We start from the raw sequence: 18,480 nt of genomic DNA, 5'->3' as shown, positions 1-18,480 counted from the left end.
CAAACATGCGATTCACTGTGTTGCCAAGGCGTTGGGCCTTATTGGCTTGTTTAGTTTTGCCGTGTAGCGCAAACGCCTTTTTTCCCTTTGATTTTGACGATGCAGATACCGAAGGCAAAGGGAGAAGCGAAATCGAGATGAGTTTCGCGTACCAAAAAGATCGTGCCATTGTCTTAAATGATGCCGGCGATGAAATGGAGGTCACAACCGACGCGTCCAATACGCTGCTTTGGTCGTACACGTATGGCGTTACAGACAACCTTGACGTATTCATAAACAAAGCGCGTCAAGGCCATCCGTATGCTGGCTGGCTAAACACGCAAGTGGGTGCACAGTGGCTCTTTGCGGGTGACCAGAATCGTGGATGGAGTTTTGCACTCATGCCTTCATTGATGTTGCCTGTCAGCCAAAGAAGCGAGGCAAAGGGGCTTGGCTCGGCAAAAACCAACTTTGAGCTGATCTGGGTCAGCTCATACGTGTCCAGTAGCTATGAGCTGCATTTTAATGTGGGGTACTCGGGTAACCGTTATTCCCGCCCAGTAGAAGATGAGCCTCGCTGACATCTCTGGAGCATTTCAGTGGCACCCATTTGGGTGCTTAATGAGCAGTGGTCTTTGGGGGTGAGCCTGGGCGCAGCCACAAATACCGACGATACAGGGAAGTACACCCCGTTTGGTCAGTTTGGCATCAGTTATACGCCGATTAAAAACGTGCAAGTTGGCCTGGGGTTAATGGTCTCGCCCAACTGGAGGAAAACAGACGGCAGTCGCAGTACAACGATGACTGCCGGTCTGTCTTATGACTTTTAAGGCTGGTTGTGCGTTAACTATACGACGCTCATTTTTGAAGAGCACTCTGTTGTCCAGCCGCGTCTGCCTCTGGGCAGCAACCACCAAAGCGATTGATTGCCCAATCAAAGCCAATGATAAGGGGGCAGCCAGCTATTTTGTAAGAATTGTAAAAAAACCGGCGCTTAGAAGAGGTTAAAGCCTGTATTGATTCGCAGCCTTAATCCGCAGTAGCGGAGCGAGGTTAATACTTTTACAGGAGAGCGAACAATGACAGTTTTTGCAGTCACCTCAGAGCAAATTGCTCAAGCGAAAGTGCTGGTTATCCAGACCCAGTGGGCCACAATTTCGCTAGTGCAGCGACGCTTACGGCTGGGTTATCGGTCTGCTATTGAGACGATAAAAGCCTTGCAAGAGCAGGGTGTTTTGACAGAACAACATCATGGGGTTTGGTGGCTTATGCCTAAGCATCAACCACTGACGTACGTGCAACGACTGCAGGCGATTAAAAAAGTGTTGATGCTTATCCGCGCTTGCGTTGCATGGATAGCGAATCAAGCCGATAAACAGTGTGTTCGTGAAGCATTCTTCGACATTACGTCTAGAGAAAATTGCGACGCACTATGTCAGGTGGTTCATGCGGAATACAAACGTGAGTCGGTCGGGCTAGAGGCTGGAGTGGTTAAGGCTGTATTGAGCTGGTTGCAAGATAACGGGTATTACCGTGAATTGTCATCAACAGACGCCGAGCTATTAGATATACTGGCCTGCGATAGTTTTGATAACAATTTGATTCTGGCAGATCAAAAGGAGTTGAAAATGGGTTCTCATCGCGTAGTAACCAAAGACTATCTTGAAAACCTCATGGGGGGTGTCATGATTTGCGGTATTAACTTTGGTTATTCAGCCGAAGAAGAGGTATCAGACTCGCAAGGTAAAACCCAAGAGTTGGCACCATTGTCTTTTTTCTCTGACGAAACGGTTAATAACAGCCGCTTTCGAACACGTATTCTGGGCTGGCTCTCGAGCTGGGGGATTCACCTGGAAACGAAACCCGGGAAAGAGGGGCCTCGGGAACGAGCTTTTTGGCAAACGAACTGGTCAGATACCCAAACACGAAGCGTCGATAGCCATGAGAAAATCGACATTGAAGCATTAGTTAACGACGCAGACGGTGTTTTGGACCTTATCAAGCGGCGCCGCCCCTCTGTCATTATTTTTGCAGGCAGTGATCTTATCGAAGCGTTGAACGATATCCGGTTGCGTGAGCGGGTCGAGGCCATTCTTGGTCCCAGACCTGGTAAGGCGAGAGTAGTGCGTTCCAAAGAGGGCACTAATGGCAGGTCATTCAAGATGCTTCTTCAGACTTTCGGTGAAACGGACATAGTGTCTCTGCCGCACCCGCAAGCCCGCGGATTAACCGATGAGCAGGTTGCGTCTTTTGATTTGCCAACAGAAGTTAAGGCGAAGATCCTGCGCTGATATCTGAAGCCAGATTCTGGAAGGCACCTGGGATGCCTTCCCCGTTTAATTGTCTGGCCTGGGCAACGTAAGGAGCTGGTTTGTCCAAGACTGATCTGTTTCGATCTTGAAATTGACGGCCTTGCCATAGCTAACTTGTTATGAACTTTGATGCAAATTGTTATTTCCTCGGACATCTGTGATGCCTGTTCCAACCTACGACCAATTTATCGAACCAATTTTGCGTTTTCTGGCCCGGCATCCTGATGGTGCGCTTGCTAGAGTGGCGCATGAGGCGGCTGCAGATCAGCTTGCTTTGACAGAGACTCAGCGCCAGGAGGTGATAGGCAGTGGTCAGGCAACATATAAAACAGGGCCGGTTGGGCGCACGATAGGTTAAAACGAGCGGGGCTATCCGAGAGCGCTAGGCGAGGGTATTGGAAGCTTACGGCGGCGGGTGTCGACTATGCGCAGAATAATCCGGCGCCATTAAGTGCCGAGCAGATTGAACGCCTTGCGACCATCAACATGACTCTTCGTCTTAGGGATCTGACCGGTGAGTCATTGGTAGGCGACAATACCAATATGCCATTGTCTCAAGAGACGGCGACGATAAGTCCTGACGATCGGTTGGAACAGGCATTGGCAGAACTCAGGGAGTCAACAGCCAGCGAGCTGCTGGAAAGTCTGCTCCGTGTATCTCCAGGTCGGTTCGAAGTGATTGTGCTGGTTGACGGAGTACGTTTGGTTAACTTGATGATGGATAACGAAGTTGGCGTGTCGTCCAGAACGTTCAGAGTGCCGACGCTGGATTCTGATTATTTTGATGAAGATTAGGATAAGGTATGCGGTCCGATTTGTTAGATTCTGAGCTCGAGCTGTAAACAAACATGCAACTTCTCGACAATATCAATACCCTTTTAGGTGACGATCTGAAGCGGGTCCTCCGGCCAGGCGCGCGCCTGAAGGTCGCGGCCTCGTGCTTTTCGATGTACGCCTTCGAGGCGTTGAAAGTCGAGCTGGAAAAGATAGAAGAGTTCGACTTCATCTTCACCGAGCCTACCTTTGTTGCCAACGAGGTCACCGACAAGATTCGCAAGGAGCGCAAGGAATTCCATATCCCCAAACTTGACCGTGAACGCAGCCTTTACGGCAGCGAGTTTGAAATCCAGCTGCGCAACAAGCTGACCCAGCGGGCGGTGGCCAAGGAGTGCGCCGAGTGGATACGACGCAAGGCCAAATTCAAGAGCAACCGCACTAAAGCGCCAATGCAGCAGTTCGCCTGCGTGCAGGCAGGTGGCACCGACACGGCATATATGCCCCTGCACGGGTTCACGGCTGTCGATCTCGGGTAACAACCGAACTGAACGGGTTAAAGTAACCAAGAATTGAGAACCATGTTCATAACAAGACGACATGGTTCAGGAAAAGGAGAAAGGTCATGGCCACAGCAAAACTGCTCAGGCAACTTATCAAAACCGGAACTGAAGGTAATCAGGATGCCTTCAAGCGTGTTTCGGAACAGTTGATTCAGCAAGAGCGTGCCAAGAACCATCATTTACTGGCGAATGATTTGGAGAAAATTCTCTATGGTCGCCGTAATGCTGGTGGGGCAGCCAACTCATTGCTGAGTGATCGTATACCTAAAGATAAAGAGCGCAACCTGCCTCTCTTACAGATCAAGGAGGCAGTCCGGCGCATGGAAGACGTCGTATTGTCGGATGAAAATGCGTCCTTGCTGAATGAGTTGCTGCAAGAACACCATCGAGCAGAGGCGCTGCAAAGCTATGGCTTGTATCCCGCAGATCGCCTGTTGTTTTGCGGCCCCCCTGGGTGCGGGAAAACATTAACGGCTGAGGTACTGGCCAGCGAGCTAGGTTTACCGTTGGCAATTGTCCGTATAGATAGCGTGGTGTCCTCTCTTCTCGGGGAAACGGCAGCCAATCTAAGGCAGGTATTCGACTTTATAGCCACCATTCCGATGGTTGTACTGTTTGACGAGTTCGACGCACTGGCCAAGGAGCGTGCCGATACCGCCGAGCATGGCGAGCTGAAGCGCGTGGTGAATGCCTTCTTGCAAATGCTGGATGCCTATGAAGGTAAAAGCATCTTGGTGGCTGCCACCAACCATGAGCGTATCCTCGACGCAGCCATCTGGCGCCGATTTGATGAGGTATTGGTTTTTGAATCGCCCAACCTGGAGCAGTTGCGAAAGCTGTTGGGCATCAAGCTGCGTGGGTTGCGCCGTGAATTCGAAATTGAGGATGCCCGCATTACGAGCATGTTTAAAGGAATGAGTCACGCAGATGTAGAGCGTGTTCTGCGTAGGGCAGCCAAAGACATGGTGCTGACTGGAAAAGAATTCCTCAGTGAGCGGCATCTGCAATCCGCCATTCGTCGTGAAGATGCCCGCAGGGCACGCATACAAGGGAGCTAAGTCGTCATGGAGGAGAACTTTCCGCACCTGAACATACAACGGGAAGCGCCAGTCAATGAAAAGCGCTCTGGAACCCCGCCGAAGCCATTTGTCCCCGATGACATTCCTGCTCATGGACGTGGGCTGCTGACCAAGCTGGCCAATGCAAGAGAAGAGGCTGGTGAAGATATAGGTGGCTTTGATGAGCGCAAGCTTTTCAGCTTCACGGTGCAGAAAGGATTTAATCCGGATGACCTGAGAAAAATTTCCACAGACATCGAATTTGTCAGCCAGGAAGACGCAACCGTCGTGATCGGCTTCGCGACCAACGCTGCGCTGGCTCAGTTTGAAGCACGCCTTGCCAGTATGGTTGAGGGTGAACACGTTACCAATAAAGAAGTGATCTATGCCCTGCAAAGCGTGGATGGTTGGAGTGCCGAAAATCGAAAAGGCTGGGCACTGAAGCAGCAAGGCTTCCCTGATCGGGATGAGTTCATGCTAGATGTTGAGCTATGGCCGCTGGAAGATAATCATCAGGCGCGACAACAAGCTTGGCAGAAGTTTGAGGGCTGGCTGGCAGAACAAGATATCGAGAGGCTGGATCAGATCAAGAAGCCAGAGCTGACGCTTTATCGTGTGCGCTGCACAGCCGCACAGGCTGACATACTGCTTCATCATCGGGATGTACGATCCATTGACTTGCCGCCCAACTTTGCGCTGGAGCGATCGGTCGTCTTTCAGGATATTCAGAAGATTCCTGATATCCAGGCTCCTTCAGAGCAAGCACCGGGTGTGGTGGTGCTCGACAGCGGCATTGCCGATGGACATCCTCTGTTGAAAGCCGCTGTCAGCGAGGCCAAGAGTTTCTTGCCGGGCGAAGTCCCGCACGATGAAAATGGGCACGGCACACATGTTGCCGGTCTGGCTCTTTACGGCGACTTTGAAAAACACCTGCGTGACGGCACCTTTGTCCCTAACTTGCGCTTGTACAGCGGAAGAATTCTCGACAAACACAATGAGAACGCCACGGGCTTTGTGGAGAACCAAATAGAAGAAGCCGTTCGCTACTTTGTAAGAGAGCGTGGTTGCAAAGTGTTCAACCTGTCTTTCGGAGATGCCAACAAGCCCTACATGGGCGGACACCTGAAAGGCTTGTCGGTGACATTGGATATCCTCTCGCGGGAACTGGAGGTGCTGTTTGTAGTGTCCTCTGGAAATCATCGCATCACTGAAGATTCTCCCGATGGTTTGGAATGGCGAAATCAGTACCCGACCTATCTCTTGAATGACGACTGGCGGATCATCGAACCAGCACCAGCATTGAATGTGCTGACCGTTGGCAGCCTGGCGCGTCACAACCAAACCTATAACAGCCAGCGCTATCCGCTTGACCCGGCAGAACTGCCAATTGCACAGCCGGATCAGCCATCACCATTTACGCGTAGCGGTCAGTCTGTCGATGGTGCCATCAAGCCCGAGTTGATGGCTTATGGCGGGAATTGGGCAATCAATACACGCGCCAACCACGCATTGATGGACAGGACTGCCGGGCTGGGTGTGGTATCGACCAGCTACCAGTTTGCAAGCGGCCATCCCTTTGTGGTCGATGTAGGCACCAGCATGGCCGCGCCTCAAGTAGCGCATCTGGCCGCTTCCGTTCTTCATGAACACCCGGATGCCACTGCCAACTTCGTGCGTGCCCAACTCTGCCTGAACGCAGTGCTGCCAGAGGCCAGCCAACAACTGGTAGAGCAGCATAAGACGCTTAAACGTGCATGTGGTTATGGGCAGGTGGATGAAACTGCCCTGCATCGCTCACTGGAAAACGCCGTCACGCTGATTACAGATGGCAAGATCGAGAACAAACGGCACCACTTCTACGAAATACCAGTCCCGCCGGAATTCACCAGCGGAGGCAAAAAGCGCCTACGGGAAATCGCCATCGCATTGGCGTATACCCCGCCAATTCGTTCAACGCGCATCAAGTATCGTGCCACACGCATTGACTTCAGGCTTGTCGCTGCTCGCGACCTTGAACACGTTACGACCATGTTCAACAAGGCGACCAAAAAGGAAGACTACCAGAGCATCAAGGAACTTGCAGGCGCAACCATCGGGCAGGTGAATCGCAGCAAGGGTACGGTTCAGGCCGACTTTTGGCGATTCAAACAGTTCCAGAAAGATTCTGCGCTACGGACCAAAAAGCTGTTTGTGGTGGTCACGCGCAATGACTTTCCGTGGGGTGAAAACCTGTGCGACAGCGAAGAAAGCTATTCGCTTTTGGTCAGCCTACGTGACAAGGAAAACCTTTTGGCTCAACTCTATACCCAGATCAAGGCACGGCTGGATGCCAGGGTTCCACCGTTGCGTGTTCGTACATAAACCAGATTTTTATTCATCAAAGAGGACGATTTATGGACACCAAATTCTTCACTCAAAATGCCAGAGATGTACTGCTTGAAGTCGAAGTTAATCCCGAGCAAGCAGATAAATTTGAGGGAGACTATTTTAATGCGACAAATATACGACCGGTCGCAGGCCCACATTATCAACAACAGCCTAATAAGTGGGGTGCCGAATACCGCATCTACTTCAATTGCGATATAGACCTCACTGATGAGTTCGAGAATCTCAAAATTCATGTAGAGAAAGCCGAGCGTTTATACAGGGAAGAATGGGAATGTCGTGTCAACAACAAAGAGTTTTTCTGGGCGCTGATTGATGTAGGCTACAGGTTGGGGAAGAACTAAAAAATACTGTTCAAATTAGTGAATAAGATTTATGGACGCTCTAAAAATGCACTCGCCTGATGCTGTGAAAGAGAATATTTCTCGCATCCGGGAGCTGTTTCCTCATTGCGTTACAGAAGCGCGCGACAGTGCAGGAAACCTAAAACAATTGGTTGACTTTGATCAGTTGCGACAAGAGCTTTCCTCTACTCTTGTGGATGGAATGCAGGAGAGATACCAATTAAATTGGCCTGGTAAACGCGAGGCAATACTGACAGCAAATGCCCCAATAGCCAAGACGCTACGACCTATCCGAGAGGAAAGCATAGATTTCGATACAACGAGAAATATGTTTATCGAAGGAGACAACCTTGATGCATTGAAAATGTTGCAGGAAACTTATCTTGGGCGGATAAAAATGATCTACATAGATCCGCCTTATAACACCGGCACTGATTTTATTTATGAAGATGACTTCGCCCAAGAAACTGAAGAGTATCTGCGTTCATCCAATCAGAAAGATGATGAAGGTAACAGGCTCAGTGCAAATACTTCAGCCAATGGACGGTTCCATTCGGACTGGCTGACCATGATGCTGCCGCGTCTTCGATTAGCTCGGCATTTGCTGCGTGATGATGGAGTTATCTTCATCTCCATCGATGACTCCGAGGCAGCTAACCTTAAGCTGCTCTGCGATGAGATTTTTGGTGCTCAGAATTTCTACTGCAGCTTTGTGTGGAAGCGTCGCAGTGGTGCGATGGATTCAGTAGACAACGTAAGCGTGGATCATGAATATGTGCTTTGCTACGGCAAAAACAAGGGAAGACTTGCAGGTATAGGACGAACCTATGCGGGCTATAGTAACCCTGACAATGATCCGCGCGGCCCTTGGAAAGCTGACAATCTGAGCGCCGGAAAAGCAGGTGGAGATGTTTATTACCCCATAAAAGATCCCGTCACGGGGAATGAATTCTTACCGCCTCAAGGCCGCTATTGGCCCTACAGCCGGAAGACTATGGCAGAAAAAATCTCGGAAGGCAGAGTAATATTTCCCGCTGATGCATCAGGGCGTCCCATGCTAAAGCGCTTCAAGAACGAGGCAAAATTTGACACAGTCCCTGTATCGACCTGGATGGTTGCTAGAACGGATGACAAGGTTTCAAACTCATTGGTCGCGCCCACCAACACTCAGGCCACCCGAGAGCTTCAGGGCATATTCGATGCGAAAATTTTCCCGCACCCAAAATCTATACAACTCATCCAATCCTTAGCATCTCAGTGCCTTTCAGATGATGATGAGATTGTTCTCGACTTTTTTTCTGGTTCTGGAACAACTGCGCATGCAATCTTGGCCAGAAATGCGGCCTATGGTACGAATACGAGATTCATCCTTGTGCAGTTGCCAGAAGTGTGCCCACCAGAAAGTGCTGCCGCAAATGCAGGATTTTCAACCATTGCAGATATTGCCAGAGAGAGAATACGACGCGTTGGTGAGCAATTCAGAATGTCAGATGAAAAAGTGGACGTCGGATTTCGGAGTTTCAAAATCGACACATCCAACATGGCCGATGTCTACTACGCCCCTGATGCCCTCGACAAGGCCAGCCTCGATCTGTTTGTGGAAAACATCAAGCCTGACCGCACGGCGGAAGACCTGCTGTTCCAGGTGATGCTGGACTGGGGTGTTGACCTCGCCCTACCCATTGAGAAGAAGGTCATCCAGGACAAGTACGTGTTCTTTGTCGATGGCAACGCGCTGGCCGCCTGCTTTGACGCGCATGGCGGTGTGGACGAAGCCTTTGTCAAGGAGCTGGCCACGCACAAGCCGCTGCGTGTGGTGTTCCGCGATGCCGGGTTCAAGGACAGCGCCGTCAAGATCAACGTGGAGCAGATCTTCAAGCTGTTGTCGCCATCCACCGAAGTGAAGAGCATTTGAGGGGGGCACATGAGCAAAGAAGAATTGACTGCCAGCCCCACCGGCTATGCCGATTGGCTGACTGAACTCAAGCAGCGCATCCATGCCGCGCAGCAACGTGCCTCGCTTGCGGTCAATCGCGAGCTGGTGCTGTTGTACTGGCAGATCGGTCAGGACATTCTGGCACGCCAGGCCAGCCAGGGGTGGGGCAGCAAGGTGGTTGACAGGCTGGCCCGCGATCTGCGCAACGCCTTCCCGGACATGAAAGGCTTTTCCCCGCGCAACCTCAAGTACATGCGGGCCTTTGCCGAGGCTTGGCCCGATGGCGAATTTGTGCAAGCGGCGCTTGCACAATTGCCCTGGTACCACCAGTTGGCCCTGTTGGACAAGCTCCAGACCGCCGAGGAACGGCAATGGTACGCCGCGCAGGCGCTGGAGAACGGCTGGTCGCGCAACGTGCTGGTGATGCAGATCGAATCCGGCTTGCGCCAGCGTACAGGCGCGGCCATCACCAACTTCAGCCAGCGCCTGCCCCAGCCGCAGTCGGATCTGGCCCGCGAGTCCCTGAAAGACCCGTACCGCCTCGACTTTCTCGGCCTGGGCAAGGAGGCGCAGGAACGTGCCATCGAGGCCGCACTGGTCAAGCACGTTACCCAGTTCTTGATGGAGCTGGGTGCGGGCTTTGCCTTCGTCGGACGGCAGGTGCATGTGGAAGTGGGCGACAAGGATTTCTACATCGACCTGTTGTTCTACCACCTGAAGTTACGCTGCTATGTGGTGGTGGAACTGAAGGCCGGGGAGTTTCAGCCCGAATACGCGGGCAAGCTCAATTTCTACCTCAGTGCGGTGGACAGCCAGCTCAGGCACGCCACCGACAACCCCAGCCTGGGCCTGTTGCTGTGCAAAAACCGCGACAAGGTGGTAGCCGAGTACGCCTTGCGCGACATGCACAAGCCGATCGGCGTCGCGGAGTATCAACTGGTGCAGGCCTTGCCCGAGGAACTGCAAACCGACTTACCTCGCATCGAGGATATCGAGAGTGAGCTGCGGGATGCGGATGATGCGCCCGGGGAGGTGCAGGCATGAAGCTGAAATTCAAGACCCAGGCCTACCAGACCGCCGCCGTGCAGGCGGTGGTGGATTGCTTCAAGGGGCAAGTGCCGCATCACGGCGGTATTCGTTATCGCCTGGACTCCGGCACCCGCAAGGCGGCACCGGCCAGCCCACAAGAGGTGCTGGCGCTGGAGGCCGCGCGGGATGCAGCGGCAGAGCAGGAGGCGGCTTTCCGCAACGCCGACCTCATCCTGTCGGAAACAGCACTGGTGGACAACATCCACGCCGTGCAACGAGCGCAGAACCTGCCGCTGTCGGATGCGCTGGTCAAGACCAAGGTGGCCAAGGTCAATCTCGACATCGAGATGGAAACCGGCACGGGCAAGACCTACTGCTACATCAAGACCATCTTCGAGCTGAACAAGCTGTATGGCTGGAGCAAGTTCATCATCGTCGTGCCCAGCATCGCCATCCGCGAGGGCGTGGCCAAGTCGCTGGAGATCACGGCCGAGCACTTCCTGGAAACCTACCGCAAGAAGGCGCGCTTCTTCATCTACAACTCCAAGCAACTGCACCACCTGGAGAGCTTCTCCTCTGACGCTGGCATCAATGTGATGGTGATCAACGTGCAGGCCTTCAATGCCACCGGCAAAGACAATCGCCGCATCTACGAGGAACTGGACGACTTCCAGTCCCGTCGACCCATCGACGTGATCAGCGCCAACCGTCCGATCCTGATACTGGATGAGCCTCAGAAAATGGAAGGCGCGGCCACACTCAAGTCCTTGGAGGCCTTCAAGGCGTTGATGGTGTTGCGCTATTCGGCCACCCACAAGACGACGCACAACAAGATTCACCGCCTAGACGCGCTGGACGCCTACAACCAGAAGCTGGTGAAAAAGATCGCGGTTCGCGGCATCGCCGTGAAGGGTTTGGCGGGCACGGCGGGTTATCTCTATCTGCAGTCCATCGAGATTTCGAGCAAGAAGCCACCCGAGGCGCGTGTCGAGTTTGAACAGAAGCTGGCGGGTGGAAACATCAAGCGCGTGGTGCGCAAATTGGGCAAGGGTGACAACCTGTTCGATCTGTCTAATGGGCTCGATCAGTACCGCGAAGGGTTTGTCGTGGCCGACATCAACGCCAACTCTGACACCCTGAGCTTTACTAACGGAGTCGAGCTCACCGTAGGCGATGCGACGGGTGATGTGACCGAAGCAGCGTTACGCCGCATCCAGATCCGCGAGGCCATCAAAGCACACTTCGACAAGGAACAGGCGCTATTCCAGCTAGGCGTGAAGGTGCTCACACTCTTTTTCATCGATGAGGTGGCCAAGTACCGTGACTACGCCTCGCCGGACGAAAAAGGCGAATACGCCCGTGTTTTCGAGGAAGAATACCTGCTGTACCTCAACGAGGTGCTGGATCTGGATGAGACGCCGTATATCAAGTACCTCAAAGGCATCCCTGCCGACAAAACCCACAGCGGCTATTTTTCCATTGACAAGAAAAGCAAGCGGCTGGTCGACCCAAAGGTTGCCGCGCGTGGCGAGAACGCTGGCTTGTCGGACGATGTTGATGCCTACGACTTGATTCTGCGAAAGAAGGAACAGCTCCTCAAGTTTGAGGAACCCGTGCGCTTCATCTTCTCGCATTCTGCCCTGCGCGAAGGTTGGGACAACCCGAACGTGTTTGTCATTTGCACACTCAAGCACAGCGATAACACCATCTCGCGCCGCCAGGAAGTGGGGCGCGGCTTGCGGCTCTCTGTAAATCAAAATGGGGACCGTATGGATCACCCGGCTACAGTGCATGATGTGAACATGCTGACCGTGGTGGCCAGCGAAAGCTATAAGGACTTCGTTGCAGCGCTGCAGAAGGACATCAGCGAGTCGCTGTCGGCACGTCCGCGCGTGGCGGACGAAGCCTACTTCACTGGCAAGGTACTGAAAACGGCGACCGGCGATATCGAAGTTACAGCCACGCTTGCTAAGCAGATCTACAGGTACCTGGTGAAGCACGATTACACCGACGTGGCTGATCGCATCAGTGGCGCCTATCACGCGGCCAAGAAGGACGGCACGCTCGCAGCACTTCCTCCGGAGCTGGCACAGCACGCCGAGCAGGTATTCGAGCTGATCGACAGTGTTTTCAGCGAAAGCCAGTTGCCGGATATCGGCGACGACCGCAAACCCAAGAAGAACCCGCTTAACGCGAATTTCGAAAAGAGGGAATTCAAGGAACTCTGGAGTCGGATCAATCGCAAAGCGGTGTACAGCGTCCACTTCGATTCTGACGAACTGGTGCAAAAGGCGGTCAACACCCTCAACGATAAGCATACCGGACTGCGGGTGACACCGTTGCAGTACACGATTCAGCGCGGTGAACAGGCCGCCGCGTTAACGTACGATGGGATCAAGACCGGCAGTACGTTCGAATTGAAGGACGCAGTGACAGAAACCAACCGTGCCTCTATCCATTCAGCGGTCAAGTACGACCTCGTGGGAAAGCTGAGCGAAGGCACTCAACTGACGCGGCGCACCGTCGTCGAGATTCTGAAGGGGCTCAACGCCGCCGTGTTCTCGCAGTACAAGACGAACCCGGAAAGCTTTATTGCCGAAGCCGTGCGCCTGATCAACGAGCAGAAAGCGACTGTCATCGTCGAGCATTTGGCCTACGATCCGGTCGAAGACAAATTCGACCTCGACATCTTTACCGCCGGGCAAACCAAACAAGACTTCAGCAATGCAGTAAGCACGCCCAAGCACCATATCTACGACTTCGTGCTGCCGGATTCCGGGTCGAGGCCCGAGCGTGATTTTGCTGAGGCATTGGAAGCGAGCGCCGAAGTCGTGGTGTATGCCAAATTGCCACGTGGTTTCCTGATTCCGACACCGGTTGGCGACTACAACCCCGACTGGGCCATCTCCTTCAAGGAGGGCTCGGTGAAACACGTCTATTTCGTGGCGGAAACCAAAGGGTCAATGTCGTCAATGGATCTGCGAGAGATCGAAAAGACCAAGATCAAATGTGCCCGCAAGTTTTTTGAAGAGATGAACCGGCGCTTCGCGCCGGAGAACGTCAGGTACGACGTGGTGGACAGCTTCGGGAAGTTGATGGAAGTGGTGAAATGACTGCATATGGGTACCTGCCCAGTTCGGGCGTGCCCACGGGATGAACTTTTGAAGGCGATGGTGGAGTAGGGGAGATATACATGAAAGTCCAGTCTGCTGTAATTGTTTTCGTAGGGGTGATGACCTTTGGTATTGCCTTGTTTCCTGTCGAGGTGACTGCCCAAACCCGATGTTCTACCGACTCATTCGGAAACACCACCTGCCGGGACGGTTCAGGTAACACCTTTCGTGGCAGCCGTGACTCCTTCGGCAACGAAACCTGGAGAGACAACTCGGGAAACACAATACGCGGAACAACTCATTCCTTCGGGAACACCACCTACCGGGATGGTAAGGGAAATACAACCCGCTGCAGCAAGGATTCCTTTGGGAATACCACATGCCGTTAATGACAAGGTAACTACAAAAGTTATGGCAATCCCAGATTTTCAAAGCGTAATGCGGCCCGTGCTTCTCGCCGTTTCGAATGGCGAAACGCTATCGCTGGGCAGCCTGCGAGAGAACGTGAGCAGCTTCTTTCAACTGAGCGACGCCGAGCGCCATGAGCGACTGCCCTCCGGCAAGCAAACGGTGATCAATAACCGTGTCGGTTGGGCGCGAACCTATCTGAATAAGGCAGGCTTGCTTCATATTCCAGCCCGAGGGATGGTTCAAATTACCGAACGGGGATTGGAAGCATTGCAAACAGGCCCGGAACGTATCACTGTAGCGTGGCTTAAGCGTTATCCTGAATTTGCCAGCTTTCATGCAGCGAAACCCTCCGAGAGCCGTTCCGGTGCGGAGCCAGAAGAATCACAAGAAGAGGCCACACCGGATGAGCAACTGACCAATGCGTATCAGGAATTGATGCAATCGCTTGCTGATGAGTTGCTGATCCAGGTTCGGGCTGCCACGCCCACCTTTTTCGAGCAACTGGTAGTCGATCTGATGATCGCCATGGGATATGGTGGATCGCGTAAGGAAGCAGGCAATGCAACCCAGGCGACCAATGATGATGGTATTGACGGGATTATCAAGGAAGACAAACTCGGGCTGGATGTGATTTACCTGCAAGCCAAGCGTTGGACTAATACGGTACATCGCCCTGAGATCGACAAATTCATTGGCGCATTGACACGCCAAAGAGCCCGAAAAGGGGTGTTCATTACCACGTCTGACTTCTCCGCAGGTGCCCGTGAGGCGGCGCTGGGGCTGGATATCAAGGTGGTTTTGGTCGATGGTATAGAGCTGGCCCGTTTGATGGTGGAAAACAATATTGGTTGCGGCATCAAACAGGTTTATGAAGTGAAGCAGATCGATACTGACTACTTTTTGGAAGATTGAGGGGCTCTTTGAAAGCAGTGGAAATGGAACGTATCGAATATGGCTAAGCGCAAATTTTCAACACAACTTGTAGGTCAAATCGTGTGATTGATTCTTTATGGGATACGATGAACAACAATAAAAAAGTTGTTGGAGATTTTTGGTGGTGAGGTTGGGAGCAATGCTTTTTCTATGCTGATTTATAAGCTACTCAAGTGCGAGGGGTTGGGAAGGGGAAGGTGAGAGAACCTCACTTTAAAACGGAAAGCTTAGAATCTGCACGGCCTCTCATATCAGTATAGAGGTATATTAATTTCGGCCAAGGGGCCAGCGGGTTATTTTTGGTTTACTGAAAATTAGTAGGGCTTTTTTGATGCTTATAAAAAAATCGCCGAATTTAACCAACCCACTAAAGGCCTGGCTCAGCGAACTACTGCTTAGTCGCGAGCTCTTCAGAGGCCCAAATGGCAACCCCCTCTATACCTATCAGGTATCCGAGGAGGAATATAAATCACTTCTTGAACTGCTAAAACAAGAATTCAAAAAAGGGAACAACTCCTTGCATGCCATGCATCTGGGAGCCTGCTTTTGTCTTTTCGTCAGTGAGCAATATCGCCGGAACTACAACAGTTCCTGGTCCTGGTCTGGGGCCGAAGACGAACTGGGGATTTCGTTGACCCCGCAGCAGCATGCAACGCTGACGAACGAGGGGCTCGCTTATTGGAAGAGGCCGATTCGTGTCCGGGGCAGAGGTCGAGACTTACTGGGCTCGTTATTCGCCGAGGGTGGCCTACCTTGGCCGCTAGTGAAAAGCGAGTCTCATGGTTTTGGTAGGGCGATACGTCGCGGTATTAAGCACTTCTACCGGACTGAGGGTAACCGGAAAACTACGGCGGATCTGATTGCTGATTTCGAAGATGATCTGCCCGCCGCTTTCCGTAACTTAGAGACACGCCGGATACTGGCGGGCATCGTTGACCAGCTTATGTATCTGGTCGAGCAATACCCACTCAAGGATCAGCAGGATCCTGCCAGCTACCTTGATGAGCATGCTGAAGGTTGGACGACTGCATTTCCAATCCCACTCGATGAAGCTAATGCCCGTACGCTACTAAATGACTGGCTGCGTGATGCAGGTCAGAAACGTCAGGAACGTAAAGAGGCACTTGAGAAAGCTAGGGGGTTCACCTGTGAGCACTTTCTACATGGCACGCTGCCCCATTGGTCAATTCGGACTGACCTATTTCTCCCCTCTGAAGCAACCTTTGCGATAGATCCGACGAGCCTCGGTAGCACTCGCCTTGAATTGGTCTACTACGAAGGCCAACGGCTGCTGGCCCGCGGTGGGGCTGTTTATGGCAAGTTCACTCCGGATGGCTTCAAGGTCCGCTTTGCTAACACCCAGGTCACTGTCGAACGATATGCCCTAGACGAGCCGCTTAGCTTGCGCCTAATGGAGAGTGGGTGCCCGGTACATTGTTTGTTTTTCGATGGCAGTGCAGTTGATTTCAGGGAAGCTCCCTTGGTATTCGAGAGTCGCTCGGAGCGCTGGCAACTCGTTGCCAGCTCCAGCTGCTCCGTGGCATCAGGGTTGGCTCGGCTTCGTATTCCCCAAGACTTTTCTTTTACCTGCGATAGCGTAAGTCCAGTGACGCTTGCTCAGGATGCGGAGAATGGCCGCTGGCTGGAGATACGATCGGACCTGTCTCTCACCAAAGATGATGCACACTACCTGATCGAGCTAAATAAGGCCTCTGAAAACGAGAGCAAGCCCACCCTGAATGGCGTTTATGCACCCTATGAAAGCTCTCCATCGATCGTCTTTCTAGGCTGGCCAGACCTTGAACTGCCCGAGGACTATCCCTATTCTCGCGATGAGTTACGCGAGTTTGTCGACGGGCAGCTGCTAGACCGTCAAAGTCACGATTGCTATGGCCTTGTCCATTATAGCCTGCGCAATCGCTCGGGAACCACGCTTCTGCAGCGTCGATTCGGTGTTCTGCCTAAGGGATTCAATCTTTCCATGTTTCCAAGTCTTGGGCAGGAGCCCGCACGTCTCCTACCAAAAGGAGCGGGAATGCTTGATATACGGGTGGTCAGCGATAACCTGAGAGTAGAGCGATCCGAACATACACTGCAGTTGCACTACTGGGGTGAAAGCCCGCCAACGACCTTTATCCTTGAAGCTGGTCAGGGTCTGCCTCCCGTCCAGCTGCGACTCCCTTACCCCTACCAGGGAGCTCATCTTCTGGACCGCAATGGAGATCTGTCGCGGGCGTGCGAGCTGACCCTGGCTGAAATGATCGGATACCGTATCGCTTTAACCTCAGGTCTTGCCGAGGGGCAGACCTTCCATATAGAGCTGGAGCTCATTAGTTCGGAGCAGCCCCACCCGAAACGCGATTTTAGTATCTGGGTAGGCCCCACGCCTATCTTGCTAAATCTGTTCAGCTACCTAGGCGACATGCAAAATATGCTCGGTGCAATTGACGAGCAAGATGCTTATATAAGATTTTCCATAGAGACTAAACAGCCGCTATTGAGGCTAGATATTCGCCGCTATGAGGGTCAGCTTCATTGGGAGCGACAATTTACTTTTTATATAGGCAGTACTTCCAATGCGTTGATATTGGATAATGTTCAGGCTGAGGCAATGTTATTGTCCGATCCTAAGCGTACACCGCTTCAGTTGATCGAAAGGACCAGCGAAGGAGTGGGGACCGGCTACTTCGACATTCCTCCAAAAATGCAATCTCAGGGACCATGGTTGATCTATCCGAGTAAGCATTCAAGCGTCCATTTTCGTCCGAGTCTTTATGTAACACAGGACAACAGCCAGGATTCTGAGCTAGAAGTGTGCTCACTGCACCGCGCCGCGGAACTTTTTCATCCCCAACATAATCCGCATGTCATCGAGAAGCAGATTGCTGCCATGGCAACTGACTTCGATCATAGTGGCTGGCAGTATCTAGCCGACTTGAAACAGCACTATCATCACTTGCCATTATCGTCCTTCGAAACTTGGAAAGCTCTGTCGCGAAATCAGAGTGCGCTGAGCTTCGCGGTATTTCGTCTAGAAATGGACGAATCGTTCTGTGCACGCATAAGCGACGAGCTTGCTGTCGTCTGGGAAACCGTCCCGCTTTTTTTATGGGTGCAGGCTTACCGGCTTTTTAATGACAACATGCGCCTGACGGGCCTTCCTGACGCCTTAGTAGACAGTCTTGTCTCTAGTCGAGCCAGCGTGCTGCGCTGTATTGTTTCTGGGTTTGACAACCTTGGGGACTATCTGAGCACTGGTTATCGCAGCTCGTTGAAAAGCATACCACCGGACAGTGTTTTACCTATCTGGTACCAGGATCTTCGACTCCAGCACGAGTCTAGATGGAGTTGGCCGACCATACTCGGCAAAGAGCTTTCAAGCTGGGTTGAACAGCAGGAACTACACCACTTGGTGAAAGGACTTTCGCTGGATGAGTTCACTGATGCCGTGACCTATCTACCCATCTTTATGGCCTACGTCACTGCTGGGAAAGCCAATCTTGCCGATCTTCCTGTTACACCGGCCTATTTGAAATTTGCCATCCGACAGATTTCTGATTTTGACCGTCATGGCTGGTTTATACCCGCCCACGCCTTGATGGTGTCCTATCTACTGGCCTCTCAGGATGAGGCATAAGGAGTT

At 52.5% G+C, this 18,480-nt stretch carries 13 protein-coding genes; all 13 read left to right on the top strand.

What is annotated here, in order from left to right; genetic code table 11:
- The first annotated feature begins 5 nt into the window (after positions 1–5).
- Positions 6–560, top strand: coding sequence for a transporter (locus GTU67_RS06175; RefSeq protein ID WP_185779223.1), 555 nt, complete (start codon positions 6–8; stop codon positions 558–560).
- A gap of 18 nt (positions 561–578) precedes the next feature.
- The gene (locus GTU67_RS06170) at positions 579–809 is read left to right on the top strand and encodes a hypothetical protein (protein WP_185779222.1); all 231 of its coding nucleotides are present in this window, start codon (positions 579–581) and stop codon (positions 807–809) included.
- Between the two features lie 249 nt (positions 810–1,058).
- Positions 1,059–2,270, top strand: a complete 1,212-nt coding sequence (locus GTU67_RS06165; RefSeq protein ID WP_185779221.1) for a DNA translocase FtsK — start codon at positions 1,059–1,061, stop codon at positions 2,268–2,270.
- A 507-nt stretch (positions 2,271–2,777) separates the two neighbouring features.
- Entirely contained in the window at positions 2,778–3,086 is a 309-nt protein-coding gene (locus tag GTU67_RS15315) for a hypothetical protein (RefSeq protein WP_249417595.1), read from the top strand.
- A gap of 53 nt (positions 3,087–3,139) precedes the next feature.
- The gene (locus tag GTU67_RS06155; RefSeq protein WP_249417594.1) at positions 3,140–3,604 is read left to right on the top strand and encodes a phospholipase D-like domain-containing protein; all 465 of its coding nucleotides are present in this window, start codon (positions 3,140–3,142) and stop codon (positions 3,602–3,604) included.
- Between the two features lie 86 nt (positions 3,605–3,690).
- Positions 3,691–4,686: an AAA family ATPase gene (locus GTU67_RS06150; RefSeq protein WP_185779220.1), complete on the top strand. Its 996-nt coding sequence runs from the start codon at positions 3,691–3,693 to the stop codon at positions 4,684–4,686.
- 6 nt (positions 4,687–4,692) lie between these two features.
- On the top strand, positions 4,693–7,047 hold the full coding sequence (locus tag GTU67_RS06145; protein ID WP_185779219.1) for a S8 family peptidase: 2,355 nt from the start codon (positions 4,693–4,695) through the stop codon (positions 7,045–7,047).
- A 32-nt stretch (positions 7,048–7,079) separates the two neighbouring features.
- Positions 7,080–7,415 (top strand): hypothetical protein, encoded by a 336-nt coding sequence (locus GTU67_RS06140; protein ID WP_185779218.1) that lies wholly within the window; start codon positions 7,080–7,082, stop codon positions 7,413–7,415.
- A gap of 31 nt (positions 7,416–7,446) precedes the next feature.
- Positions 7,447–9,330, top strand: a complete 1,884-nt coding sequence (locus GTU67_RS06135) for a site-specific DNA-methyltransferase (RefSeq protein ID WP_185779217.1) — start codon at positions 7,447–7,449, stop codon at positions 9,328–9,330.
- A 9-nt stretch (positions 9,331–9,339) separates the two neighbouring features.
- Entirely contained in the window at positions 9,340–10,395 is a 1,056-nt protein-coding gene (locus GTU67_RS06130) for a PDDEXK nuclease domain-containing protein (RefSeq protein ID WP_185779216.1), read from the top strand.
- Entirely contained in the window at positions 10,392–13,493 is a 3,102-nt protein-coding gene (locus tag GTU67_RS06125) for a type III restriction-modification system endonuclease (protein WP_185779215.1), read from the top strand. Before GTU67_RS06130 ends, GTU67_RS06125 begins: the two co-directional genes overlap by 4 nt.
- A gap of 228 nt (positions 13,494–13,721) precedes the next feature.
- On the top strand, positions 13,722–14,816 hold the full coding sequence (locus GTU67_RS06120; RefSeq protein WP_221893284.1) for a restriction endonuclease: 1,095 nt from the start codon (positions 13,722–13,724) through the stop codon (positions 14,814–14,816).
- A gap of 352 nt (positions 14,817–15,168) precedes the next feature.
- A complete protein-coding gene (locus GTU67_RS06115) occupies positions 15,169–18,474 on the top strand; it encodes an STY4851/ECs_5259 family protein (protein WP_185779213.1) in 3,306 nt (1,101 codons plus the stop codon).
- Positions 18,475–18,480 lie beyond the last annotated feature (6 nt).

This window comes from Pusillimonas minor, assembly GCF_014237865.1.
In the GTDB taxonomy this organism is placed as follows: Bacteria; Pseudomonadota; Gammaproteobacteria; order Burkholderiales; family Burkholderiaceae_B; genus Neopusillimonas; species Neopusillimonas minor.
This window is presented reverse-complemented; position numbering and strand designations above follow the sequence as displayed.

What these genes read in the sequence shown, in the direction of transcription:
- GTU67_RS06165 (WP_185779221.1), top strand. Translation starts at nt 1,059, where the DNA reads ATGACAGTTTTTGCAGTCACCTCAGAGCAAATTGCTCAAGCGAAAGTG.
- GTU67_RS06130 (WP_185779216.1), top strand. Translation starts at nt 9,340, where the DNA reads ATGAGCAAAGAAGAATTGACTGCCAGCCCCACCGGCTATGCCGATTGG.
- GTU67_RS06140 (WP_185779218.1), top strand. Translation starts at nt 7,080, where the DNA reads ATGGACACCAAATTCTTCACTCAAAATGCCAGAGATGTACTGCTTGAA.
- GTU67_RS06155 (WP_249417594.1), top strand. Translation starts at nt 3,140, where the DNA reads ATGCAACTTCTCGACAATATCAATACCCTTTTAGGTGACGATCTGAAG.
- GTU67_RS15315 (WP_249417595.1), top strand. Translation starts at nt 2,778, where the DNA reads ATGACTCTTCGTCTTAGGGATCTGACCGGTGAGTCATTGGTAGGCGAC.
- GTU67_RS06145 (WP_185779219.1), top strand. Translation starts at nt 4,693, where the DNA reads ATGGAGGAGAACTTTCCGCACCTGAACATACAACGGGAAGCGCCAGTC.
- GTU67_RS06125 (WP_185779215.1), top strand. Translation starts at nt 10,392, where the DNA reads ATGAAGCTGAAATTCAAGACCCAGGCCTACCAGACCGCCGCCGTGCAG.
- GTU67_RS06150 (WP_185779220.1), top strand. Translation starts at nt 3,691, where the DNA reads ATGGCCACAGCAAAACTGCTCAGGCAACTTATCAAAACCGGAACTGAA.
- GTU67_RS06115 (WP_185779213.1), top strand. Translation starts at nt 15,169, where the DNA reads ATGCTTATAAAAAAATCGCCGAATTTAACCAACCCACTAAAGGCCTGG.
- GTU67_RS06175 (WP_185779223.1), top strand. Translation starts at nt 6, where the DNA reads ATGCGATTCACTGTGTTGCCAAGGCGTTGGGCCTTATTGGCTTGTTTA.
- GTU67_RS06135 (WP_185779217.1), top strand. Translation starts at nt 7,447, where the DNA reads ATGGACGCTCTAAAAATGCACTCGCCTGATGCTGTGAAAGAGAATATT.